Origin of the sequence: Klebsiella pneumoniae, assembly GCF_000742135.1 — a bacterium.
Lineage (GTDB): Bacteria > Pseudomonadota > Gammaproteobacteria > Enterobacterales > Enterobacteriaceae > Klebsiella > Klebsiella pneumoniae.
In genome coordinates, this window is record NZ_KN046818.1 from 4,098,858 (window position 1) to 4,118,737 (window position 19,880).

Here is a 19,880-nt window from a genome sequence, read left to right on the forward strand (position 1 = left end):
AAAATCATGAATCAACAGGACATTGAACAGGTAGTGAAAGCGGTACTGCTGAAAATGAAAGACAGCAGCCAGCCTGCCGGCACCGTTCATGATATGGGCGTTTTTGCCTCACTGGATGACGCTGTCGCGGCGGCAACGGTGGCCCAGCCGGGATTAAAGCGGGTGGCGATGCGTCAGCAGGTGATTCAGGCCATTCGTGAGGCGGGTGAAAAGTATGCCCGTGAACTGGCGGAGCTTGCGGTGACGGAGACCGGCATGGGACGCGTTGAAGATAAGTTTGCCAAAAACGTGGCGCAGGCGCGCGGCACGCCGGGCGTGGAGTGTCTGACTCCGCAGGTGCTCACCGGCGATAATGGCCTGACGCTGATTGAAAATGCGCCCTGGGGCGTGGTGGCCTCGGTGACGCCGTCCACCAATCCGGCGGCGACGGTGATCAACAACGCCATTAGCCTGATTGCCGCCGGCAACAGCGTGGTCTTCGCCCCCCATCCGGCGGCGAAAAAGGTCTCGCAAAGGGCAATTACCCTGCTTAACCAGGCGGTAGTGGCCGCCGGCGGCCCGGCCAACCTGCTGGTGACCGTGGCGAACCCGGATATCGACACCGCCCAGCGGCTGTTTAAGTACCCTGGCATCGGCCTGCTGGTGGTTACCGGCGGCGAAGCGGTGGTCGAGGCGGCGCGCAAACATACCAACAAACGCCTGATCGCCGCCGGGGCTGGCAACCCGCCGGTGGTGGTGGATGAGACTGCCGATCTACCGCGCGCCGCGCAGGCGATCGTCAAAGGCGCCTCGTTTGATAACAACATTATCTGCGCCGACGAGAAGGTGCTGATCGTGGTCGATAGCGTCGCCGACGAACTGATGCGCCTGATGGAAGGCCAGCAGGCGGTGAAACTCACGGCGGCGCAGGCCGAACAGCTCCAGCCGCTGCTGCTGAAAAATATTGACGAGCGCGGCAAAGGCACGGTCAGCCGCGACTGGGTCGGTCGCGACGCGGGCAAAATCGCCGCGGCGATTGGTCTGCAGGTGCCGGCGCAAACCCGCCTGCTGTTTGTGGAAACGCCCGCCAGCCATCCGTTTGCTGTTACTGAACTGATGATGCCGGTGCTGCCGGTGGTGCGGGTGGCGAACGTCGAGGAGGCCATCGCCCTGGCGGTGCAACTGGAAGGCGGCTGCCACCACACCGCGGCGATGCACTCCCGCAACATCGACAACATGAACCAGATGGCGAACGCCATCGACACCAGCATCTTCGTCAAAAATGGACCGTGCATCGCCGGGCTTGGGCTGGGCGGCGAGGGCTGGACCACCATGACCATCACCACCCCAACCGGGGAAGGGGTGACCAGCGCGCGCACCTTCGTTCGTCTGCGCCGCTGCGTGCTGGTGGATGCGTTTCGAATCGTATAAGGGATGAACATGGCGCACGACGAACAACGCTGGCTTTCGCCGAGACTACAAAAAGCCGCTGCCCTGTGTAACCAGGCGCCCGCCGCCAGCGAGTCGCCGCTGTGGCTGGGCATCGATTTGGGCACCTGCGACGTGGTGTCGATGGTGGTCGACCGCGATGGCCAGCCGGTTGCGGTATGCCTTGACTGGGCCGACGTGGTGCGCGACGGCATCGTCTGGGATTTCTTTGGCGCCGTCACCCTCGTGCGCCGACATCTTGCGACTCTCGAGCAGCAGCTGGGCTGCCGCTTCACCCATGCGGCGACCTCGTTTCCGCCCGGCACCGATCCGCGCATTTCGATCAATGTCCTGGAGTCCGCCGGGCTGGAGATCAGTCATGTGCTGGATGAGCCTACCGCGGTGGCCGATCTGCTGCAGCTCGATAACGCCGGGGTGGTGGATATCGGCGGCGGCACCACCGGGATCGCCATCGTTAAACAGGGCAGGGTGACGTATTCGGCGGATGAAGCCACCGGCGGCCACCATATCTCCCTGACTCTGGCCGGGAATCGCGGCATCGGGCTTGAGGAGGCGGAGCAGTACAAGCGCAGCCACGCCGGGGAGATCTGGCCGGTGGTTAAGCCGGTGTACGAGAAGATGGCCGAAATTGTCGCCCGACATATTGCCGGACAAGGGATTGTCGATTTGTGGCTGGCAGGCGGCGCCTGTATGCAGCCGGGCGTGCATGAGCTGTTTCGTCAGCGCTTCCCGGCATTACCGGTGCATTTGCCGCAGCACAGCCTGTTTATGACCCCGCTGGCAATCGCCAACAGCGGGAGGGAAAAAGCGGAGGGGATGTATGCAAGCTGAACTGCAGACGGCGCTGTTCCATGCCTTTGATACGCTGAATCTTCAGCAAATGAAAAGCTTCAACGTTCCGCCGTTGACGCTGCACGGCGTCGGCGCGCTGGCGGCCTGCGGTCCGCAAGCGCAGTCCCGGGGCCTTAGGCATCTGTTTGTCATGGTTGACAGTTTTCTCCATCAGGCGGGAATGACCGCCGGGCTGGAGCGTAGCCTGGCGATGAAAGGGATTGCTATGACTCTCTGGCCCTGTCCCGCCGGCGAACCCTGCGTCACCGATGTCTGCGCCGCCGTCGCCCAGCTGCGGGACGCGCGCTGCGACGGCGTGGTGGCCTTTGGTGGTGGATCGGTACTGGATGCGGCGAAGGCGGTGGCGCTGCTGGTCGCCAATCCTGAGCAGACGCTGGGGGAGATGACGGAGCACAGCGAGTTGCGTCCACGTCTGCCGCTGATCGCGGTGCCGACCACCGCTGGCACCGGGTCTGAAACCACCAATGTGACGGTGATTATCGATGCGGTGAGTGGACGCAAACAGGTGCTGGCGCATGCCTCGCTGATGCCGGATGTGGCGATCCTCGACGCCGCGCTGACCGAGGGCGTCCCGCCGCATATCACGGCAATGACCGGGATTGATGCGCTGACCCACGCCGTTGAGGCCTACAGCGCCCGCCACGCCACGCCGTTTACCGACAGTCTGGCGATGGGGGCGATAGCCATGATCGGCGAGGCGCTGCCGAAAGCGGTGGGCTGCGGTCAGGATCTGGCGGCGCGGGAAAACATGCTGCTGGCTTCCTGCATGGCGGGGATGGCGTTTTCCAGCGCCGGGCTGGGGCTATGCCATGCCATGGCGCATCAGCCGGGGACGGCGCTGCATATTCCACACGGTCTGGCCAACGCCATGCTGCTGCCAACGGTGATGGAGTTTAACCGCATGGTGCGCCGGGCGCGCTTCAGCCAGATCGGCCGGGCGTTAACCGGCAAGAAAACCGATGACCGCGAGGCTATCGCCGCCGTGCGCGAGCTGATCGCCGAGGTCGGTCTGACGATGCGGCTGACGGAGGCTGGCGCGACGTCCGCGCACTACGCCGCCTGGGCGCAAGCGGCGCAGGAGGACATCTGTTTGCGCACCAATCCACGCACCGCCAGCCGGGAGCAGATTATCGAGCTGTACGCGGCGGCGCGATAAATGCCGATTTTCCCGGAGGCGTGTGGCTGTGGCTTTCCCGGCTCGTGCTGCGCTTAGCCGGGCTACAGGATCACAGCCGTCTGCTATGCCGTAGCCCGGGTAAGGCGTTCACGCCGCGGCCCGGGAAAGTCGCCTGAGTGCGGCTAATGTCCCGGTATTCACAGTATCTACAAATCATAAATGACAGGGAGTAAGGGCTATGGGAATTAACGAAATCATCATGTACATCATGATGTTCTTTATGCTGATTGCCGCCGTGGACAGGATCCTGTCGCAGTTCGGCGGCTCGGCGCGCTTTCTCGGCAAACTGGGGAAAAGCATTGAGGGATCCGGCGGTCAGTTTGAAGAAGGGTTTATGGCGATGGGCGCGCTGGGCCTGGCGATGGTCGGGATGACCGCCCTGGCGCCAGTGCTGGCTCATCTGCTTGGTCCGGTGATTATTCCGCTGTATGAGATGCTCGGCGCCAACCCGTCGATGTTCGCCGGCACGCTGCTGGCGTGCGACATGGGCGGTTTCTTCCTCGCTAAAGAACTCGCGGGCGGCGACGTGGCGGCCTGGATGTACTCAGGCCTGATCCTCGGCTCTATGATGGGTCCGACCATTGTGTTCTCCATTCCGGTGGCGCTCGGCATTATCGAACCAACCGATCGCCGCTGGCTGGCGCTCGGCGTGCTGGCGGGCATTGTCACCATTCCCATCGGCTGTATCGCCGGCGGTCTGGTGGCGATGTATTCCGGGGTGGAGATCAACGGCCAGCCGGTAGAGTTTACCTTCGCGCTGATCCTGATGAATATGATCCCGGTGATCATCGTCGCCGTGCTGGTGGCGCTGGGGCTGAAGTTTATTCCGGAAAAAATGATCAACGGCTTCCAGATCTTCGCCAAATTCCTCGTGGCGCTGATCACCATCGGCCTGGCGGCGGCGGTGATCAAGTTCCTGCTCGGCTGGGAGCTGATCCCGGGGCTCGATCCGATCTTTATGGCGCCTGGCGACCAGCCCGGCGAGGTGATGCGCGCCATCGAAGTCATTGGCTCTATCTCCTGCGTGCTGCTCGGCGCTTATCCGATGGTGCTCCTGCTGACCCGCTGGTTTGAAAAGCCGCTGATGCGCGTTGGTAATCTGCTAAAAATCAACAATATGGCTGCCGGCGGCATGGTCGCTACCCTGGCGAACAATATCCCGATGTTCGGCATGATGAAGCAGATGGATACCCGCGGAAAAGTGATCAACTGCGCCTTCTCGGTGTCAGCGGCGTTCGCCCTCGGCGACCATCTCGGTTTTGCGGCGGCCAATATGAACGCCATGATCTTTCCGATGATTGTCGGCAAGCTGGTCGGCGGCGTTACCGCGATTGGCGTGGCGATGCTGCTGGTGCCAAAAGATGAAAACGTACCGGCGCCTGCCAACAACGAAGCGGAGGCGCACTCGTGAACACGCGCCAGCTGTTGAGCGTCGGTATTGATATCGGCACCACCACCACGCAGGTGATCTTCTCGCGCCTCGAGCTGGTGAACCGCGCGGCGGTTTCCCAGGTGCCGCGTTATGAATTCATCAAACGCGACATTAGCTGGCAAAGCCCGGTCTTCTTTACGCCGGTTGATAAGCAGGGAGAACTGAAAGAGGCCGAGCTTGAGGCGCTGATTCTGGCTCAGTACCGGGCAGCAGGGATCGCTCCACAAGCGGTGGATTCCGGGGCGATCATCATCACCGGCGAAAGCGCGAAAACCCGCAATGCCCGCCCGGCGGTGATGGCGCTCTCGCAGTCGCTGGGTGATTTTGTCGTCGCCAGCGCCGGGCCGCATCTGGAGTCGGTCATTGCCGGACACGGCGCCGGGGCGCAGACCCTGTCCCGGCAGCGGATGTGCCAGGTGCTCAATATCGATATTGGCGGCGGTACCTCGAACTATGCCCTGTTTGACGCCGGAAACGTCAGCGCCACCGCCTGCCTCAACGTCGGCGGCCGCCTGCTGGAAACCGACGCTCAGGGGCGCGTGGTCCACGCGCACCCGCCGGGGCAGCGGATTGTCGATGCGCTGTTTGGCGCCGGCACTAACGCCCTGGCGCTGACCGCCGGGCAGCTGGCGCAGGTGGCGCGCCGGATGGCGGCGCTGATCGTCGAGGTGATCGACGGCACCCTGTCACCGCTGGCGCAGGGGCTGATGCAAACCGAAGTACTGCCTGCGGGTATTCAGCCGGAGGTGATTACCCTTTCCGGCGGAGTGGGGGAGTGCTACCGCCATCAGCCCGCCGATCCTTTCTGTTTTTCCGATATCGGGCCGCTGCTGGCCACGGCCCTGCATGAGCATCCGCGCCTGCGTGAGATGAACGTGCAGTTCCCGGCGCAAACCGTGCGCGCCACGGTGATTGGCGCCGGGGCGCATACGCTGTCCCTGTCCGGGAGCACCATCTGGCTGGAGGGGGTTCCATTGCCGCTGCGCAATCTGCCGGTGGCTATCCCGCAGGATGCCGCCGATCTGCCGAACGCCTGGCTCCAGGCGCTGACGCAGCTCGATCTGGCCCCCGAGGCGGACGCTTACGTGCTGGCGCTTCCCGCTTCACTTCCGGTGCGCTACGCCACCTTACTGACCGTAATTGACGCCCTGCTGGCGTTTGTCGCCCGCTTTCCCAATCCCCGTCCACTGCTGCTGGTGGCCGAGCAGGATTTTGGCAAAGCGCTGGGCATGCTGCTGCGGCCACAGCTTCCACACCTTCCGCTGGCGGTCATCGATGAGGTGAGCATCCGGGCGGGAGACTATATCGACATTGGTACGCCTCTTTTTGGCGGATCGGTTGTGCCGGTGACGGTGAAATCACTCGCATTTCCTTCCTGAGGGAACGACTTATGAAACTAAAGACCACATTGTTCGGCAATGTTTATCAGTTTAAGGATGTAAAAGAGGTGCTGGCGAAAGCCAACGAACTGCGTTCGGGGGATGTGCTGGCGGGGGTAGCGGCGGAGAGTTCGCAGCAGCGCGTGGCCGCCAAGCAGGTGCTCTCCGATATGACGGTGGCCGATATCCGTAATAACCCGGTGATCCCGTATGAGGAGGACTGCGTTACGCGCCTGATCCAGGATGACGTGAACGAAACCGCCTATCAGCGGATTAAACACTGGACCATCAGCGACCTGCGGGAATACGTGCTCAACGACGAGGTCACCAGCGACGATATCGCCTTTGTCCGCAAAGGGCTGACCTCCGAGGTGGTGGCTGCGGTGGCCAAGATCTGCTCCAACGCCGATCTGATCTACGGCGGTAAAAAAATGCCGGTGATCAAAAAAGCCAATACCACCATCGGTCTGCCGGGGACCTTTAGCTGCCGCCTGCAGCCGAACGATACCCGCGACGACGTGCAGAGTATTGCCGCGCAAATCTATGAAGGGCTCTCCTTCGGCGCGGGCGACGCGGTGATTGGCGTCAACCCGGTCACTGACGACGTGGAGAACCTGAGCCGGGTGCTGGATACGGTGTACGGGGTGATCGACAAGTTTAACATCCCGACCCAGGGCTGCGTGCTGGCGCACGTCACCACCCAGATTGAAGCCATCCGCCGCGGCGCGCCGGGGGGGCTTATCTTCCAGAGCATCTGCGGCAGTGAAAAAGGGCTTAAAGAGTTCGGCGTCGAGCTGGCGATGCTCGATGAAGCGCGGGCGGTGGGGGCGGAGTTTAACCGCATCGCCGGGGAGAACTGTCTTTACTTTGAAACCGGGCAGGGCTCGGCGCTTTCCGCGGGCGCTAACTTTGGCGCCGATCAGGTGACCATGGAAGCGCGTAACTATGGCCTGGCGCGGCACTACGATCCGTTCCTCGTCAACACCGTGGTGGGCTTTATCGGGCCGGAGTATCTGTATAACGACCGGCAAATCATTCGCGCCGGACTGGAAGACCACTTTATGGGCAAGCTGAGCGGCATCTCAATGGGCTGCGACTGCTGCTATACCAACCATGCCGATGCCGACCAGAATCTCAACGAAAACCTGATGATCCTGCTGGCGACCGCAGGCTGTAACTACATCATGGGCATGCCGCTCGGCGACGACATCATGCTCAACTACCAGACCACCGCCTTCCACGATACCGCGACCGTGCGCCAGCTGCTGGGCCTGCGGCCGTCGCCGGAGTTTGAACGCTGGCTGGAAACGATGGGCATTATGGCAAATGGTCGCCTGACCAAACGGGCGGGCGATCCGTCACTGTTCTTCTGATGACGCGGGGATGACACATCATGGATCAAAAACAGATTGAAGACATTGTACGCAGCGTAATGGCGTCGATGGGACAACCACAGTCGCAGCCGCAGGCCCCCGCAGCGTCGACGCCGGCCTGCCATGCCGCCTGCGCCAGCGAAGCGGTGGTGGAAAGCTGCGCGCTGGACCTGGGCTCAGCGGAAGCGAAAGCCTGGATTGGGGTACAACATCCGCACCGCGCCGAAGTACTGACCGAACTAAAACGCAGTACCGCGGCGCGCGTTTGCACCGGCCGCGCCGGCCCGCGTCCGCGCACTCAGGCGCTGCTGCGCTTCCTGGCCGATCACTCGCGCTCGAAAGACACGGTGCTCAAAGAGGTGCCGGAAGCGTGGGTGAAAGCGCAGGGGCTGCTGGAAGTGCGTTCCGAGATTAGCGATAAGAACCTCTACCTCACGCGTCCGGATATGGGCCGTCGCCTCAGTCCGGAAGCGATTGATGCGCTGAAGGCGCAGTGCGTGATGGATCCGGATGTGCAGGTGGTGGTCTCCGATGGTCTGTCGACGGATGCCATCACCGCCAACTACGAAGAGATCCTGCCGCCGCTGCTTGCCGGCCTGAAACAGGCGGGTCTGAAGGTCGGGACGCCGTTCTTCGTGCGCTATGGCCGCGTCAAGATTGAAGATCAGATCGGCGAGATCCTCGGCGCGAAGGTGGTGATCCTGCTGGTTGGCGAGCGCCCGGGGCTCGGCCAGTCGGAGAGCCTCTCCTGCTACGCGGTGTACTCCCCGCGGGTGGCGACCACCGTCGAGGCCGACCGGACCTGTATCTCCAATATCCACCAGGGCGGCACCCCGCCGGTAGAAGCCGCCGCGGTGATCGTGGATTTAGCCAAACGCATGCTGGAGCAGAAAGCCTCCGGCATCAACATGAGCCGTTAAGGAGGCATCATGCCAGCATTAGATTTGATTCGACCCTCGGTTACCGCGATGCGCGTGATTGCCTCGGTGAATGACGGTTTCGCGCGCGAGCTTAAATTACCGTCGCATATACGTAGCCTCGGACTCATCACGGCAGATTCTGACGATGTGACGTATATTGCCGCCGACGAAGCGACAAAGCAGGCGATGGTGGAGGTGGTCTATGGCCGCTCCCTCTACGCCGGCGCGGCCCATGGTCCGTCGCCTACCGCCGGCGAAGTACTGATCATGCTTGGCGGCCCGAACCCGGCGGAAGTTCGCGCCGGGCTGGATGCCATGATGGCGCATATTGAAGGTGGGGCGGCATTCCAGTGGGCTAACGACGCGCAAGATACCGCCTTTCTGGCGCACGTGGTGTCGCGTACCGGCTCTTATCTTTCATCGGCCGCTGGCATCGCGTTGGGCGATCCGATCGCTTATCTGGTGGCGCCGCCGCTGGAGGCGACGTTTGGTATCGATGCGGCGATGAAGTCGGCCGACGTTCAGCTGGTGACCTACGTCCCGCCGCCATCGGAAACCAACTATTCGGCCGCCTTTTTGACGGGAAGCCAGGCCGCCTGTAAAGCCGCCTGCAATGCCTTTACCGATGCCGTTCTCGATATTGCCCGTCATCCTGTACAGCGTGCGTAATGGAGGGAGCGATGATCAATGCGCTGGGATTGCTAGAAGTGGAGGGCATGGTTGCGGCTGTAGACGCTGCGGATGCCATGCTTAAGGCGGCCAATGTGCGCCTGCTTAGTCATGAAGTGCTCGACCCGGGCAGGTTAACGCTGGTGGTGGAGGGCGACCTGGCGGCCTGCCGCGCCGCGCTGGATGCCGGGGCCGCCGCTGCCCGGCGGACCGGCTGCGTGATCAGCCGTCGGGAAATTGGCCGCCCGGAAGAGGATACCCAGCGGCTGATCGGCGGTTTTCAGCCACCGCCGCCAGCGCCCATGCCGCCTGCTGACCCGGCTTCATCGGAAGCCTTACTGACGCTGCTGGCTTCAGTTCGTCAGGGCATGACGGCCGGCGAGGTCGCCGCGCATTTTGCCTGGCCGCTGGATAAGGCCCGCCAGGCGCTGGAGCAGCTCTTTTCCGCAGGGACGCTACGAAAACGCAGTAGCCGCTATCGTCTCAAAAATCCATAACCTGTCGGAGGTGCCGGGAGCGGCTTGCCCCCGGCTTTAACGATTATGAAAAAGCGTCGTTCTGCAAATTTGCACCATCTCTGTTGCGAGGCGTTGCCGGAAGACACCAGGCTGACGCCTCAGGTTGAAATTGACAATATTCATCAACGACACACAACCGATGTGTATGAGCACGCCCTGACCATTACCGCCTGGCAACAGATCTACGATCAGCTGCATCCGGGGCAGTTTCGCGGCGAGTTTACCGAAATCCTACTCGATGAGATCCAGGTCTTCCGCGAATATACCGGGCTGGCGCTGCGCCAGTCCTGCCTGGTCTGGCCGAACTCCTTCTGGTTTGGCATTCCGGCGACCCGGGGTGAACAGGGGTTTATCGGCTCGCAGTGTCTGGGCCGGGCAGAAATCGCCACCCGTCCCGGCGGTACGGAGTTCGAGCTCAGCACGCCGGATGATTACACCATTCTCGGGGTAGTGATTTCGCAGGAGGTGATTGCGCGTCACGCCAGTTTCCTGCACCACCCGGAACGGGTGCTACATATGCTACGCAACCAGTCAGCGCTGGCGGTCCGCGAGCCGCATAAGGCCGCGCTGTGGGGGTTTGTCCAACAGGCGCTGGCCACCTTTAGCGAGCATCCGGATACCCTTCATCAGCCGGCCGTGCGTAAAGTCCTGCGGGATAATCTGTTGCTGGCGATGGGCACGATGCTGGAAGAAGCGCAGCCGATGGTAAGTGCAGAGAGCGTCAGCCACCAGAGCTACCGCCGCCTGCTGGCGCAGGCGCGCGAATATGTGCTGGAAAACAGCGCGGAGCCGTTAACCGTTCTCGATCTGTGCCAGCAGCTGTACGTCAGCCGTCGCACCTTGCAAAACGCCTTCCATGCGATACTGGGGATTGGTCCTAACGCCTGGCTCAAACGGATCCGCCTGAACGCCGTGCGTCGGGAGCTGATAAGCCCCTGGTCAGAGCGCGAGACGGTCAAGGAGGCGGCCATGCAGTGGGGATTCTGGCATTTGGGGCAGTTCGCCACCGACTATCAGCAGCTGTTTGCTGAGAAACCGTCGATGACGCTGCACCATCGCCTGCGCCAGTGGGTGTGAGGGAAGAGACTCCGCTACCGGGTGGCCAGCCGCCATCCGGCCGTTACAGCCAGTCGCGCACCTGAATAAACTCGCTCAGCGCCGCCTCGGGGCTGCCGGGCTCGGGCTGATAATCATATTCCCAGCGCACCAGCGGCGGCATCGACATCAGAATCGACTCCGTACGCCCGCCGGTCTGCAGGCCGAACAGGGTGCCGCGGTCCCAGACCAGATTGAACTCGACATAGCGGCCGCGACGGTAGAGTTGAAAGTGGCGCTCGCGTTCGCCGTACGGCGTGGCTTTCCGGCGTTCGACGATAGGTAAATAGGCGTCAGCATAGCCGTTCCCGACCGCCTGCATAAAGGCGAAGCAGTGGTCAAAATCCGGGGTGTTCAGGTCGTCAAAGAACAGGCCGCCGATGCCGCGCTGCTCCTGGCGGTGCTTGAGATAGAAGTAATCATCGCACCATTTTTTATAGCGCGGATAGACTTCCTCGCCGAACGGCAGACACAGATCGCGGGCGGTACGATGCCAGTGGACGGCATCCTCTTCAAAGCCGTAGTAAGGGGTTAAATCAAAGCCGCCGCCGAACCACCACACCGGGTCGGCGCCAGGCTTTTCGGCAATAAAGAACCGCACGTTGGCATGGCTGGTGGGCACGTAGGGGTTCAGCGGATGAACCACCAGCGAGACGCCCATGGCTTCAAAACTGCGTCCGGCCAGCTCCGGGCGGTGCGCGGTGGCGGAGGCAGGCATGGCGTCGCCATGGACGTGGGAAAAGTTGACCCCCGCCTGCTCGAACACCCGGCCTTCGCGCAGCACCCGGCTGCGTCCGCCGCCACCGCCTTCCCGCTGCCAGGCATCTTCAATAAACGGCGCGCCATCCACGGCGCTCAGCTGCTGACAGAGGCTGTCCTGGAGCTGGAGCAGAAAAGTTTTTACCTGCGCGGCATCGGGTTTCATTAACGTCTCTTCGAATGGGCTTTCTGGTTATCGAACCAGTGGAAATAGCTGATAATGCCGTTGGCAATCGCGGTGGCGATTTTCTGCCGGAAGGCGGTGGTGCCGAGCAGTTTCTCCTCGTTCGGGTTGGTGATAAACGAGGTTTCCACCAGCACGGACGGTATGGATGGTGACTTCAGCACCACGAACGCCGCCTGCTCGGTATTGCGGCTGTGCAGCTTATGTACCGGCTTGATCTTTTTCAGGATATGCGAGCCCAGCGTCAGGCTGTTTTTGATGGTGTCGGTCTGCACCAGATCGAACAGTACCTGCTGCAGCAGATGGTCTTTATCCGTCGCTTTCTTACCGGCGACCTCATCGGCGCGGTTTTCGCGATCGGAGAGGTATTTCGCCATGGCGCTACTGGCGCCGCGGTTTGACAGGGCGAACACCGAGGCGCCGGCGGCGCTCGGGTTGGTAAAACCATCGGCGTGGATTGACATAAACAGATCGGCGCCGTGCTGATGGGCGATCTCCACGCGGTCGTACAGCGGGATAAAGGTATCGCCGGTGCGGGTCAGGCGGGCGTCGATGCCGTTGCTGCGCAAAATGCTGCGCACGTTCTTAGCGATCGCCAACACCACATGCTTCTCTTTCGAGCCGTTATGGCCGATAGCGCCGGTATCGATGCCGCCGTGGCCCGGATCTAACATTACAATCCGGCGACCCCCGGCCTTTTTGGCGGCGGGTTTGCTATGTCCATTTGACGTTTTCAGTGGCTGTTCTTTTGCGCTGACCTGTGAGGCGACGCCGCTCAGCGTCATCGCAGCCAGCCCGGCTTTCAGCACCTGACGGCGCGAAGCAAGTATTTTTAAGGATTTAAAAGTGCTCATTCGGCCTGAATTGTAAACAAGTGATGTCCAATGTTATATCGTATCGCGTTTGCCGTTACGACCATTCAAAATAAGAATTGTTTTACTTTTCATTTCAATACATGACAAAGTCATATTATGCCATTTTTTGTCGCTGATTTCGCCTGATATTGGCTATCAGTTATATTCGCGCCATAATCACTGTTTTTAACCGTCAATGGTGGGGAATACCATGGAGATTCGCGTTTTTCGCCAGCAGGATTTCGAAGAGGTTGTGACGCTGTGGGAGCGCTGCGATCTGCTGCGCCCGTGGAACGATCCGGAGATGGATATTGAGCGCAAGCTGAATCACGACGTCAGCCTGTTTCTGGTGGCGGAAGTGAATGGCGAAGTGGTCGGCACGGTGATGGGCGGATATGACGGTCATCGCGGATCGGCCTATTATCTCGGCGTCCATCCGGAATATCGCGGCCGGGGTATCGCGAACGCGCTGCTCAACCGTCTGGAGAAAAAGCTGATTGCCCGCGGCTGCCCGAAAATCAACATTATGGTCCGTGAAGACAACGACGTGGTGCAGGGAATGTACGAGCGGTTGGGCTATGAGTACGCCGATGTCCTGACCCTGGGCAAGCGCCTGATCGAAGATGAAGAATACTGAGTTTATCCCCGCCGATTTTGATGCCCATGGCCGTCTGCGCCTGCCTTTGCTTTTCTGGTGCGTGCTGTTGTTGCAGGCCCGCACGTGGGTGCTGTTTTTGATGGCCGGCGCATCGCGCCAGCAGGGCGACGCGATTCTTAATCTGTTCTATCCCGATCACGAGCGCTTCTGGCTTGGTTTACTGCCAGGCGTGCCGGCGGTGCTGGCCTTTCTGCTTAGCGGCTATCGTCAGCGCCTGCCGCGCCTGTGGCGGGCAATGCGCTGGCTGCTGGTGCTATCGCAAGTGCTGCTGTTGCTGTGGCAGCCGATGCTATGGCTGAGCGGCGAATCTCCCTCCTCGTTGACCATTGCGCTGCTGGTCGCGGATGGCTATGCCCTGTGGTGGCTGTTAACCAGCCGTCGCCTGGGCGCCTGTTTTCACCAGACCACCTTTTAATGGCACTTTTTGCCGATCGTGAACTCCAACATGCGTTGAATGACTCAGAAAGGATTGAGATATGAAATCGCTACGTGTAATGCTCTGTGCACTTCCGCTGGCGCTGACCGGCTGCTCCACGATGAGCGCAGTCAACTGGTCGGCGGCCTATCCGTGGAACTGGTTTGGCGCTTCCACCGAGGTGACCGAGCAGGGAGTGGGTAAACTGACGGCCTCCACGCCGCTCAATGAACAGGCGATTAGCGATGCGCTGGGCAGCGACTACCGTTTACGCAGCGGAATGAAGACCGATAAGGGCAATATCGTCCACTACTTTGAAGCGCTGAAAAACAACAGCGTGGCGCTGACCATCAATGGCGACAACGGTGCTATCAGCCGGATTGACGTGCGTGATGCGGATATCAAAACCGCCAGCGGCGTGAAAATCGGCACACCGTTTAGCGACCTGTACAGCAAAGCCTTCGGCAACTGCCAGAAAGGCAGCCATGACAACGGGGCGGTCGTCGAGTGTCAGGCCGAGGGGAGCCAGCATATCAGCTATGCCTTCACTGGCCACTGGAGCGGTCCGGACGAGCTGATGCCCTCCGACGATACGCTGAAAAACTGGAAGGTCAGCAAGATTATCTGGCGTCGCTAAATTGATCTGAAGAGACACGACAGCTCTGAAAAACGGTTACAATGGCGCGTTAGCAACGCGACAGCGTTGTGGTTGCATCATTTCAGGAGGAGCGATGTCTCAGGTTCAGAGCGGCATTTTGCCGGAACATTGCCGCGCGGCGATTTGGATTGAAGCCAATCTCAAAGGGGACGTTAACGCCCTGCGCGAAGCGAGCAAAATTTTTGTCGATAACGTGGCCACCTTCCAGGCTAAATTCCCCGACGCCAAACTCGGTGCGGTGGTGGCGTTCGGCAATAACGTCTGGCGTCAGCTGAGCGGCGGCGAAGGGGCGGATGAGTTAAAAGATTTCCCGGTCTATGGCAAAGGGCTGGCGCCGTCCACCCAGTATGACCTGCTGATTCATATTTTATCCGCCCGTCATGAAGTTAACTTCTCGGTGGCGCAGGCCGCGCTGGCCGCCTTTGGCGACGCTATCGACGTGAAAGAAGAGATCCACGGCTTCCGCTGGGTGGAAGAGCGTGACCTCAGCGGCTTCGTCGATGGCACCGAAAACCCGGCGGGGGAAGAAACCCGCCGCGAAGTGGCGGTCATTAAAGACGGCGTGGATGCGGGCGGCAGCTACGTGTTCGTCCAGCGCTGGGAGCATAATCTCAAACAGCTGAACCGCATGAGCGTGCCGGATCAGGAGATGATGATCGGCCGTACTAAAGACGCTAACGAAGAGATCGATGGCGATGAACGTCCGGTCACGTCGCACCTGAGCCGCGTGGACTTAAAAGAAGATGGCAAAGGGTTGAAAATCGTCCGTCAGAGCCTGCCGTACGGCACCGCCAGCGGCACCCATGGCCTCTATTTCTGCGCCTACTGCGCGCGCCTGTATAACATCGAGCAGCAGCTGCTGAGCATGTTTGGCGATACCGACGGTAAACGCGACGCGATGCTGCGCTTCACCAAACCGGTGACCGGCGGGTATTACTTCGCGCCGTCGCTGGAGCGTATCCAGGCGCTGTAATTTTTCCCCTCACCCTAACCCTCTCCCCAAAGGGGAGAGGGGACGGTAAGGTGCGGCTATGGGATCTGCGTGCGGATTCTTTTACTCCCTCTCCCTCAGTCAGAGGGGAGGGGTGAGGGCATCGGCGACTCAGGCGCTTCAAGTATCGCCTCCATCACCGCATCTTCATGCTCTTCAAACTCATTATTCCAGAAGCGTAAAACACGCCATCCCTCGCTCTGTTGCCAGCGGGTGCGGCGTCGTCGTGTTGGCCGCCGTCCAGTTCAATCGCCAGCCGTATTGCGCAGCAGGCGAAACCGAGAATATAGGGGCCAACGGGGCGCTGGCGGCGAAACGTGTCGCTAGCAAAACGGCGGTTGCGCAGTCAGTACCCTGGTCGACGTTCTGCGGGCGTTAAGCTACGTCTGAGCTGACGAGCAAATATCTGTGTGTTTTTCATATAAACATAGTGCACGCCTGGCTGCCGTTTGTCACAATGACCCGTCTAATCTGCGAGCCGCTTTCAGCTAAGCTTTGCCAGTTGCTTATTCCCTTTTCGACTTCCAAATCGCCAAACGGTATATAAAACCGTTACTCCTTTCGTACCCGTTATAAATATGATGATCATCAGAAAATGTTCAACGTTGATAAGGGTGCGCAATGGCCGTTAAATCACTGAAAAAAGGATATCTGGCGCTGGCGGCTTCCATGCTGCTGGTGGCGCAGGCGCAGGCGACGGAGCTGCTGAACAGCTCCTATGATGTCTCCCGCGAGCTGTTTGCCGCCCTTAACCCGCCTTTTGAGCAGCAGTGGGCGAAAGACAATGGCCGGGACAAGCTGACCATCAAGCAGTCGCATGCCGGTTCATCCAAGCAGGCGCTGGCTATTTTGCAGGGCCTGAAGGCGGACGTGGTCACCTACAACCAGGTGACGGACGTGCAGATCCTGCATGACAAAGGCAACCTGATCCCAGCCGACTGGCAAAGCCGTCTGCCGAACAACAGCTCACCGTTCTATTCGACGATGGGTTTCCTGGTGCGTAAAGGCAATCCGAAAAACATTCATGACTGGAACGACCTGGTTCGCTCTGACGTTACGCTGATCTTCCCGAATCCGAAAACCTCGGGTAACGCCCGATACACCTACCTGGCGGCATGGGGCGCGGCGGATAAAGCTGATGGCGGCGATAAAGCTAAAACCGAACAGTTTATGACTCAGTTTCTCAAGAACGTCGAAGTCTTTGACACCGGCGGGCGCGGAGCGACCACCACCTTCGCCGAGCGCGGCCTCGGCGATGTGCTGATTAGCTTCGAATCGGAAGTGAATAATATTCGCAAGCAGTATGAGGCGCAGGGATTTGAAGTGGTTATCCCGAAAACCAACATTCTGGCGGAGTTCCCGGTGGCCTGGGTCGATAAAAACGTCAAAGCCAATGGCACGGAAAAGGCGGCGAAAGCCTACCTGAACTGGCTCTATACGCCACAGGCGCAAACTATCATTACCGACTACTACTATCGAGTAAACAACCCGAAAGTGATGGATGCTCTGAAGGATAAATTCCCGCAGACCGAGCTGTTCCGCGTGGAAGATAAGTTTGGCTCCTGGCCTGAGGTGATGAAAACCCACTTCGCCAGCGGCGGCGAACTGGACAAACTGCTGGCGGCGGGGCGTAAGTAATGTTTGCTGTGTCGTCCAAGCGCGTGCTGCCGGGTTTTACCCTGAGCCTTGGCACCAGCCTGCTGTTTGTCTGTCTGATTTTGTTATTACCGCTCAGCGCGTTGGTGATGCAGCTGGCGCAGATGAGTTGGGCGCAGTACTGGGATGTGATCACCAACCCGCAGGTGGTAGCCGCCTATAAGGTGACGCTGCTGTCGGCGTTTGTGGCCTCGATTTTTAACGGCGTCTTTGGTCTGCTGATGGCCTGGATCCTGACCCGCTATCGTTTTCCGGGCCGCACGCTGCTGGATGCCTTAATGGACCTGCCGTTTGCGCTGCCGACGGCGGTAGCCGGTCTGACCCTGGCCTCGCTGTTTTCGGTGAACGGTATTTACGGGGAATGGCTGGCGAAGTTCGATATTAAAGTCACCTATACCTGGCTCGGCATCGCCGTGGCGATGGCCTTCACCAGCATCCCGTTTGTGGTACGCACCGTGCAGCCGGTGCTGGAAGAGTTGGGGCCCGAGTATGAGGAAGCGGCGGAAACGCTGGGCGCCACGCGCTGGCAGAGTTTCCGCAAGGTAGTGCTGCCGGAGCTGTCGCCGGCGCTGCTGGCGGGCATTGCTCTGTCGTTTACCCGCAGCCTCGGCGAATTCGGCGCGGTGATTTTTATCGCCGGCAACATCGCGTGGAAGACGGAAGTGACGTCGCTGATGATCTTTATTCGTCTGCAGGAGTTTGACTATCCGGCGGCGAGCGCCATCGCCTCGGTGATCCTGGCCGCCTCACTGCTGCTGCTGTTTTCCATCAATACCCTGCAGAGTCGCTTTGGTCGACGCGTGGTAGGTCACTAATGGCGGAAGTTACTCAATTGAAACGCTACGACGCGCCCCGTATCAACTGGGGAAAATGGTTTCTGATTGGCGTCGGGATGCTGGTCTCCGCCTTCATCCTTGTGGTGCCGATGCTCTACATCTTTATCCAGGCCTTCAGCAAAGGATTGATGCCGGTGCTGGAAAACCTGGCGAACCCGGACATGCTGCATGCCATCTGGCTGACGGTGATGATTGCGTTGATTACCGTACCGGTGAACCTGGTGTTCGGTACCTTGCTGGCCTGGCTGGTGACACGTTTTACCTTTCCGGGGCGCCAGCTGCTGCTGACGTTGCTGGATATCCCGTTCGCCGTCTCGCCGGTGGTGGCCGGTCTGGTGTATCTGCTGTTTTACGGCTCTAACGGTCCGCTGGGCGGCTGGCTTGACGCGCATAATCTGCAAATCATGTTCGCCTGGCCGGGCATGGTGCTGGCGACCATCTTTGTTACCTGTCCGTTTGTGGTGCGTGAGCTGGTGCCGGTGATGATGAGTCAGGGCAGTCATGAAGATGAGGCCGCGGTGCTGCTGGGCGCGTCCGGTTGGCAGATGTTCCGCCGGGTGACGTTGCCCAATATTCGCTGGGCGCTGCTGTACGGCGTGGTGCTGACCAACGCCCGCGCCATCGGCGAATTTGGCGCGGTGTCGGTGGTTTCCGGCTCGATCCGCGGCGAAACGCTGTCGCTGCCGCTGCAAATTGAACTACTGGAGCAGGATTACAACACCGTCGGCTCGTTTACCGCCGCTGCCCTGCTGACGTTAATGGCTATTCTGACCCTGTTTTTAAAGAGTATGTTGCAATGGCGTCTGGCCAATCAGAAAGAACGCGCGCAACAGGAGGGAAATCATGAGCATTGAGATTGCCAATATTAAGAAATCGTTTGGTCGCACCCAGGTGCTGAATGATATCTCGTTGGATATCCCTTCCGGACAAATGGTTGCGCTGCTGGGGCCCTCGGGCTCCGGAAAAACCACCCTGCTGCGAATTATCGCCGGTCTGGAGCATCAGACCAGCGGTCATATCCGCTTCCACGGTACCGACGTCAGTCGGATGCACGCTCGCGACCGTAAAGTGGGCTTCGTTTTCCAGCACTATGCGCTGTTCCGCCATATGACGGTGTTCGATAACATCGCCTTTGGCCTGACCGTGCTGCCGCGCCGCGAACGCCCCAATGCGGCGGCGATTAAAGCCAAGGTGACCAAACTGCTGGAGATGGTGCAGCTGGCCCATCTGGCGGATCGCTATCCGGCGCAGCTGTCCGGAGGCCAGAAGCAGCGCGTGGCGCTGGCGCGCGCTCTGGCGGTGGAGCCGCAAATTTTGCTGCTGGATGAACCTTTCGGTGCGCTGGATGCGCAGGTGCGTAAAGAGCTGCGCCGCTGGCTGCGTCAGCTGCATGAAGAGCTGAAATTCACCAGCGTGTTCGTCACCCACGATCAGGAAGAGGCGATGGAAGTTGCCGACCGGGTGGTGGTCATGAGCCAGGGCAACATCGAACAGGCCGATGCCCCGGAGCGCGTATGGCGTGAGCCGTCTACCCGTTTCGTGCTGGAGTTTATGGGGGAAGTGAACCGCCTGCAGGGGGTCATCCGCGGTGGACAGTTCCACGTCGGCGCCCACCGCTGGCCGTTAGGCTATACCCCGGCATACCAGGGGCCAGTGGACCTGTTCCTGCGCCCATGGGAAGTGGACATCAGCCGGCGGACCAGCCTGGATTCGCCGCTGCCGGTGCAGGTCCTGGAGGCCAGTCCGAAAGGGCACTACACCCAATTAGTCGTTCAGCCTCTGGGGTGGTATGACGAACCGCTGAGCGTGGTGTTAACGGGCGATGAGGCGCCGTCCCGCGGCGAACGGCTGTTCGTCGGGCTGCAAAACGCGCGGTTGTACAACGGTACCGAGCGTATCGAGCCGCGCGGCGAGCTTGCTCTGGCGGAGTCGGCCTGATAGCTTAAATCAATGTGCTTTTGCCGGGTGAGGCTCTGCTTACCCGGTCTGGAATTATCACGCGTCTGCCAGGCCGGGTAAGCGAAGC

At 60.3% G+C, this 19,880-nt stretch carries 21 protein-coding genes; 18 read left to right on the forward strand and 3 right to left on the reverse strand.

The annotated features are described in order from the left end of the window. Positions 1-6: 6 nt before the first annotated feature. The 10 genes from DR88_RS06295 (at position 7) to eutR (ending at position 10,825) form a co-directional block, all read left to right on the forward strand. Positions 7-1,410 (forward strand): aldehyde dehydrogenase family protein, encoded by a 1,404-nt coding sequence (locus DR88_RS06295; protein ID WP_032443971.1) that lies wholly within the window; start codon positions 7-9, stop codon positions 1,408-1,410. A gap of 9 nt (positions 1,411-1,419) precedes the next feature. After that, complete coding sequence (eutJ, locus tag DR88_RS06290; protein WP_004180842.1) at positions 1,420-2,259, forward strand: ethanolamine utilization protein EutJ; 840 nt, start codon at positions 1,420-1,422, stop codon at positions 2,257-2,259. Further along, entirely contained in the window at positions 2,249-3,436 is a 1,188-nt protein-coding gene (gene eutG, locus DR88_RS06285) for an ethanolamine utilization ethanol dehydrogenase EutG (RefSeq protein WP_004149261.1), read from the forward strand. Before eutJ ends, eutG begins: the two co-directional genes overlap by 11 nt. Positions 3,437-3,635: 199 nt before the next feature. Then, positions 3,636-4,868, forward strand: a complete 1,233-nt coding sequence (eutH, locus tag DR88_RS06280; RefSeq protein ID WP_004149260.1) for an ethanolamine utilization protein EutH — start codon at positions 3,636-3,638, stop codon at positions 4,866-4,868. Continuing rightward, complete coding sequence (eutA, locus tag DR88_RS06275; RefSeq protein ID WP_004149259.1) at positions 4,865-6,268, forward strand: ethanolamine ammonia-lyase reactivating factor EutA; 1,404 nt, start codon at positions 4,865-4,867, stop codon at positions 6,266-6,268. Before eutH ends, eutA begins: the two co-directional genes overlap by 4 nt. An 11-nt stretch (positions 6,269-6,279) precedes the next feature. Further along, a complete protein-coding gene (gene eutB, locus DR88_RS06270; protein ID WP_004152001.1) occupies positions 6,280-7,641 on the forward strand; it encodes an ethanolamine ammonia-lyase subunit alpha in 1,362 nt (453 codons plus the stop codon). Positions 7,642-7,661: 20 nt separating this feature from the next. After that, positions 7,662-8,561, forward strand: coding sequence for an ethanolamine ammonia-lyase subunit EutC (gene eutC / locus DR88_RS06265; protein ID WP_004174901.1), 900 nt, complete (start codon positions 7,662-7,664; stop codon positions 8,559-8,561). A 9-nt stretch (positions 8,562-8,570) separates the two neighbouring features. Further along, positions 8,571-9,230, forward strand: a complete 660-nt coding sequence (gene eutL, locus DR88_RS06260; RefSeq protein WP_004174905.1) for an ethanolamine utilization microcompartment protein EutL — start codon at positions 8,571-8,573, stop codon at positions 9,228-9,230. 11 nt (positions 9,231-9,241) lie between these two features. Next, complete coding sequence (gene eutK, locus DR88_RS06255) at positions 9,242-9,727, forward strand: ethanolamine utilization microcompartment protein EutK (protein ID WP_004151997.1); 486 nt, start codon at positions 9,242-9,244, stop codon at positions 9,725-9,727. Positions 9,728-9,772: 45 nt separating this feature from the next. Then, complete coding sequence (gene eutR / locus DR88_RS06250) at positions 9,773-10,825, forward strand: HTH-type transcriptional regulator EutR (protein WP_002913642.1); 1,053 nt, start codon at positions 9,773-9,775, stop codon at positions 10,823-10,825. Positions 10,826-10,868: 43 nt separating this feature from the next. On the opposite strand, the gene hemF is transcribed toward eutR, so the two are convergent. Beyond that, positions 10,869-11,768, reverse strand: a complete 900-nt coding sequence (gene hemF / locus DR88_RS06245) for an oxygen-dependent coproporphyrinogen oxidase (RefSeq protein ID WP_004145617.1) — start codon at positions 11,766-11,768, stop codon at positions 10,869-10,871. Then, a complete protein-coding gene (amiA, locus tag DR88_RS06240; RefSeq protein ID WP_025862293.1) occupies positions 11,768-12,640 on the reverse strand; it encodes an N-acetylmuramoyl-L-alanine amidase AmiA in 873 nt (290 codons plus the stop codon). The genes hemF and amiA overlap by 1 nt, the downstream gene beginning before the upstream one ends. A 211-nt stretch (positions 12,641-12,851) precedes the next feature. Between amiA and DR88_RS06235 the strand changes: the two genes are divergently transcribed. The 4 genes from DR88_RS06235 to DR88_RS06220 all read left to right on the forward strand — a co-directional run bounded on the left by DR88_RS06235 (position 12,852) and on the right by DR88_RS06220 (position 15,344). Then, a complete protein-coding gene (locus DR88_RS06235; RefSeq protein WP_002913637.1) occupies positions 12,852-13,277 on the forward strand; it encodes a GNAT family acetyltransferase in 426 nt (141 codons plus the stop codon). Beyond that, positions 13,264-13,713 carry a DUF2919 domain-containing protein gene (locus DR88_RS06230; protein WP_002913635.1) on the forward strand — a complete coding sequence of 150 codons (450 nt, stop codon included), beginning with the start codon at positions 13,264-13,266 and terminating at the stop codon, positions 13,711-13,713. The genes DR88_RS06235 and DR88_RS06230 overlap by 14 nt, the downstream gene beginning before the upstream one ends. Positions 13,714-13,774: 61 nt before the next feature. Next, positions 13,775-14,350 carry an RpoE-regulated lipoprotein gene (locus DR88_RS06225; RefSeq protein ID WP_002913630.1) on the forward strand — a complete coding sequence of 192 codons (576 nt, stop codon included), beginning with the start codon at positions 13,775-13,777 and terminating at the stop codon, positions 14,348-14,350. 94 nt (positions 14,351-14,444) lie between these two features. After that, positions 14,445-15,344: a Dyp-type peroxidase gene (locus tag DR88_RS06220; protein ID WP_004145614.1), complete on the forward strand. Its 900-nt coding sequence runs from the start codon at positions 14,445-14,447 to the stop codon at positions 15,342-15,344. A 154-nt stretch (positions 15,345-15,498) separates the two neighbouring features. On the opposite strand, the gene DR88_RS31775 is transcribed toward DR88_RS06220, so the two are convergent. Next, positions 15,499-15,708, reverse strand: a complete 210-nt coding sequence (locus DR88_RS31775) for a DUF559 domain-containing protein (RefSeq protein WP_371920579.1) — start codon at positions 15,706-15,708, stop codon at positions 15,499-15,501. 275 nt (positions 15,709-15,983) lie between these two features. On the opposite strand from DR88_RS31775, the gene cysP reads away from it, so the two are divergent. Genes cysP through cysA form a run of 4 tightly spaced genes read left to right on the forward strand, consistent with a single transcriptional unit; the run spans position 15,984 to position 19,792 of the window. After that, the gene (gene cysP / locus DR88_RS06215; RefSeq protein WP_032443972.1) at positions 15,984-17,000 is read left to right on the forward strand and encodes a thiosulfate/sulfate ABC transporter substrate-binding protein CysP; all 1,017 of its coding nucleotides are present in this window, start codon (positions 15,984-15,986) and stop codon (positions 16,998-17,000) included. Then, on the forward strand, positions 17,000-17,833 hold the full coding sequence (gene cysT / locus DR88_RS06210) for a sulfate/thiosulfate ABC transporter permease CysT (protein ID WP_002913626.1): 834 nt from the start codon (positions 17,000-17,002) through the stop codon (positions 17,831-17,833). Before cysP ends, cysT begins: the two co-directional genes overlap by 1 nt. Further along, on the forward strand, positions 17,833-18,708 hold the full coding sequence (cysW, locus tag DR88_RS06205; RefSeq protein ID WP_002913625.1) for a sulfate/thiosulfate ABC transporter permease CysW: 876 nt from the start codon (positions 17,833-17,835) through the stop codon (positions 18,706-18,708). Before cysT ends, cysW begins: the two co-directional genes overlap by 1 nt. After that, a complete protein-coding gene (cysA, locus tag DR88_RS06200; protein WP_002913623.1) occupies positions 18,698-19,792 on the forward strand; it encodes a sulfate/thiosulfate ABC transporter ATP-binding protein CysA in 1,095 nt (364 codons plus the stop codon). The genes cysW and cysA overlap by 11 nt, the downstream gene beginning before the upstream one ends. Positions 19,793-19,880: the final 88 nt, after the last annotated feature.

Excerpts from the sequence above, each read along its gene's own strand:
- DR88_RS06295 (WP_032443971.1), top strand. The coding sequence starts at position 7 with ATGAATCAACAGGACATTGAACAGGTAGTGAAAGCGGTACTGCTGAAA.
- cysW (WP_002913625.1), top strand. The coding sequence starts at position 17,833 with ATGGCGGAAGTTACTCAATTGAAACGCTACGACGCGCCCCGTATCAAC.
- eutC (WP_004174901.1), top strand. The coding sequence starts at position 7,662 with ATGGATCAAAAACAGATTGAAGACATTGTACGCAGCGTAATGGCGTCG.
- eutL (WP_004174905.1), top strand. The coding sequence starts at position 8,571 with ATGCCAGCATTAGATTTGATTCGACCCTCGGTTACCGCGATGCGCGTG.
- eutR (WP_002913642.1), top strand. The coding sequence starts at position 9,773 with ATGAAAAAGCGTCGTTCTGCAAATTTGCACCATCTCTGTTGCGAGGCG.
- DR88_RS06235 (WP_002913637.1), top strand. The coding sequence starts at position 12,852 with ATGGAGATTCGCGTTTTTCGCCAGCAGGATTTCGAAGAGGTTGTGACG.
- DR88_RS06220 (WP_004145614.1), top strand. The coding sequence starts at position 14,445 with ATGTCTCAGGTTCAGAGCGGCATTTTGCCGGAACATTGCCGCGCGGCG.
- DR88_RS06230 (WP_002913635.1), top strand. The coding sequence starts at position 13,264 with ATGAAGAATACTGAGTTTATCCCCGCCGATTTTGATGCCCATGGCCGT.
- hemF (WP_004145617.1), bottom strand. The coding sequence starts at position 11,768 with ATGAAACCCGATGCCGCGCAGGTAAAAACTTTTCTGCTCCAGCTCCAG.
- eutK (WP_004151997.1), top strand. The coding sequence starts at position 9,242 with ATGATCAATGCGCTGGGATTGCTAGAAGTGGAGGGCATGGTTGCGGCT.
- eutB (WP_004152001.1), top strand. The coding sequence starts at position 6,280 with ATGAAACTAAAGACCACATTGTTCGGCAATGTTTATCAGTTTAAGGAT.
- eutG (WP_004149261.1), top strand. The coding sequence starts at position 2,249 with ATGCAAGCTGAACTGCAGACGGCGCTGTTCCATGCCTTTGATACGCTG.
- cysT (WP_002913626.1), top strand. The coding sequence starts at position 17,000 with ATGTTTGCTGTGTCGTCCAAGCGCGTGCTGCCGGGTTTTACCCTGAGC.
- amiA (WP_025862293.1), bottom strand. The coding sequence starts at position 12,640 with ATGAGCACTTTTAAATCCTTAAAAATACTTGCTTCGCGCCGTCAGGTG.
- cysA (WP_002913623.1), top strand. The coding sequence starts at position 18,698 with ATGAGCATTGAGATTGCCAATATTAAGAAATCGTTTGGTCGCACCCAG.
- eutJ (WP_004180842.1), top strand. The coding sequence starts at position 1,420 with ATGGCGCACGACGAACAACGCTGGCTTTCGCCGAGACTACAAAAAGCC.
- cysP (WP_032443972.1), top strand. The coding sequence starts at position 15,984 with ATGGCCGTTAAATCACTGAAAAAAGGATATCTGGCGCTGGCGGCTTCC.
- DR88_RS06225 (WP_002913630.1), top strand. The coding sequence starts at position 13,775 with ATGAAATCGCTACGTGTAATGCTCTGTGCACTTCCGCTGGCGCTGACC.
- eutH (WP_004149260.1), top strand. The coding sequence starts at position 3,636 with ATGGGAATTAACGAAATCATCATGTACATCATGATGTTCTTTATGCTG.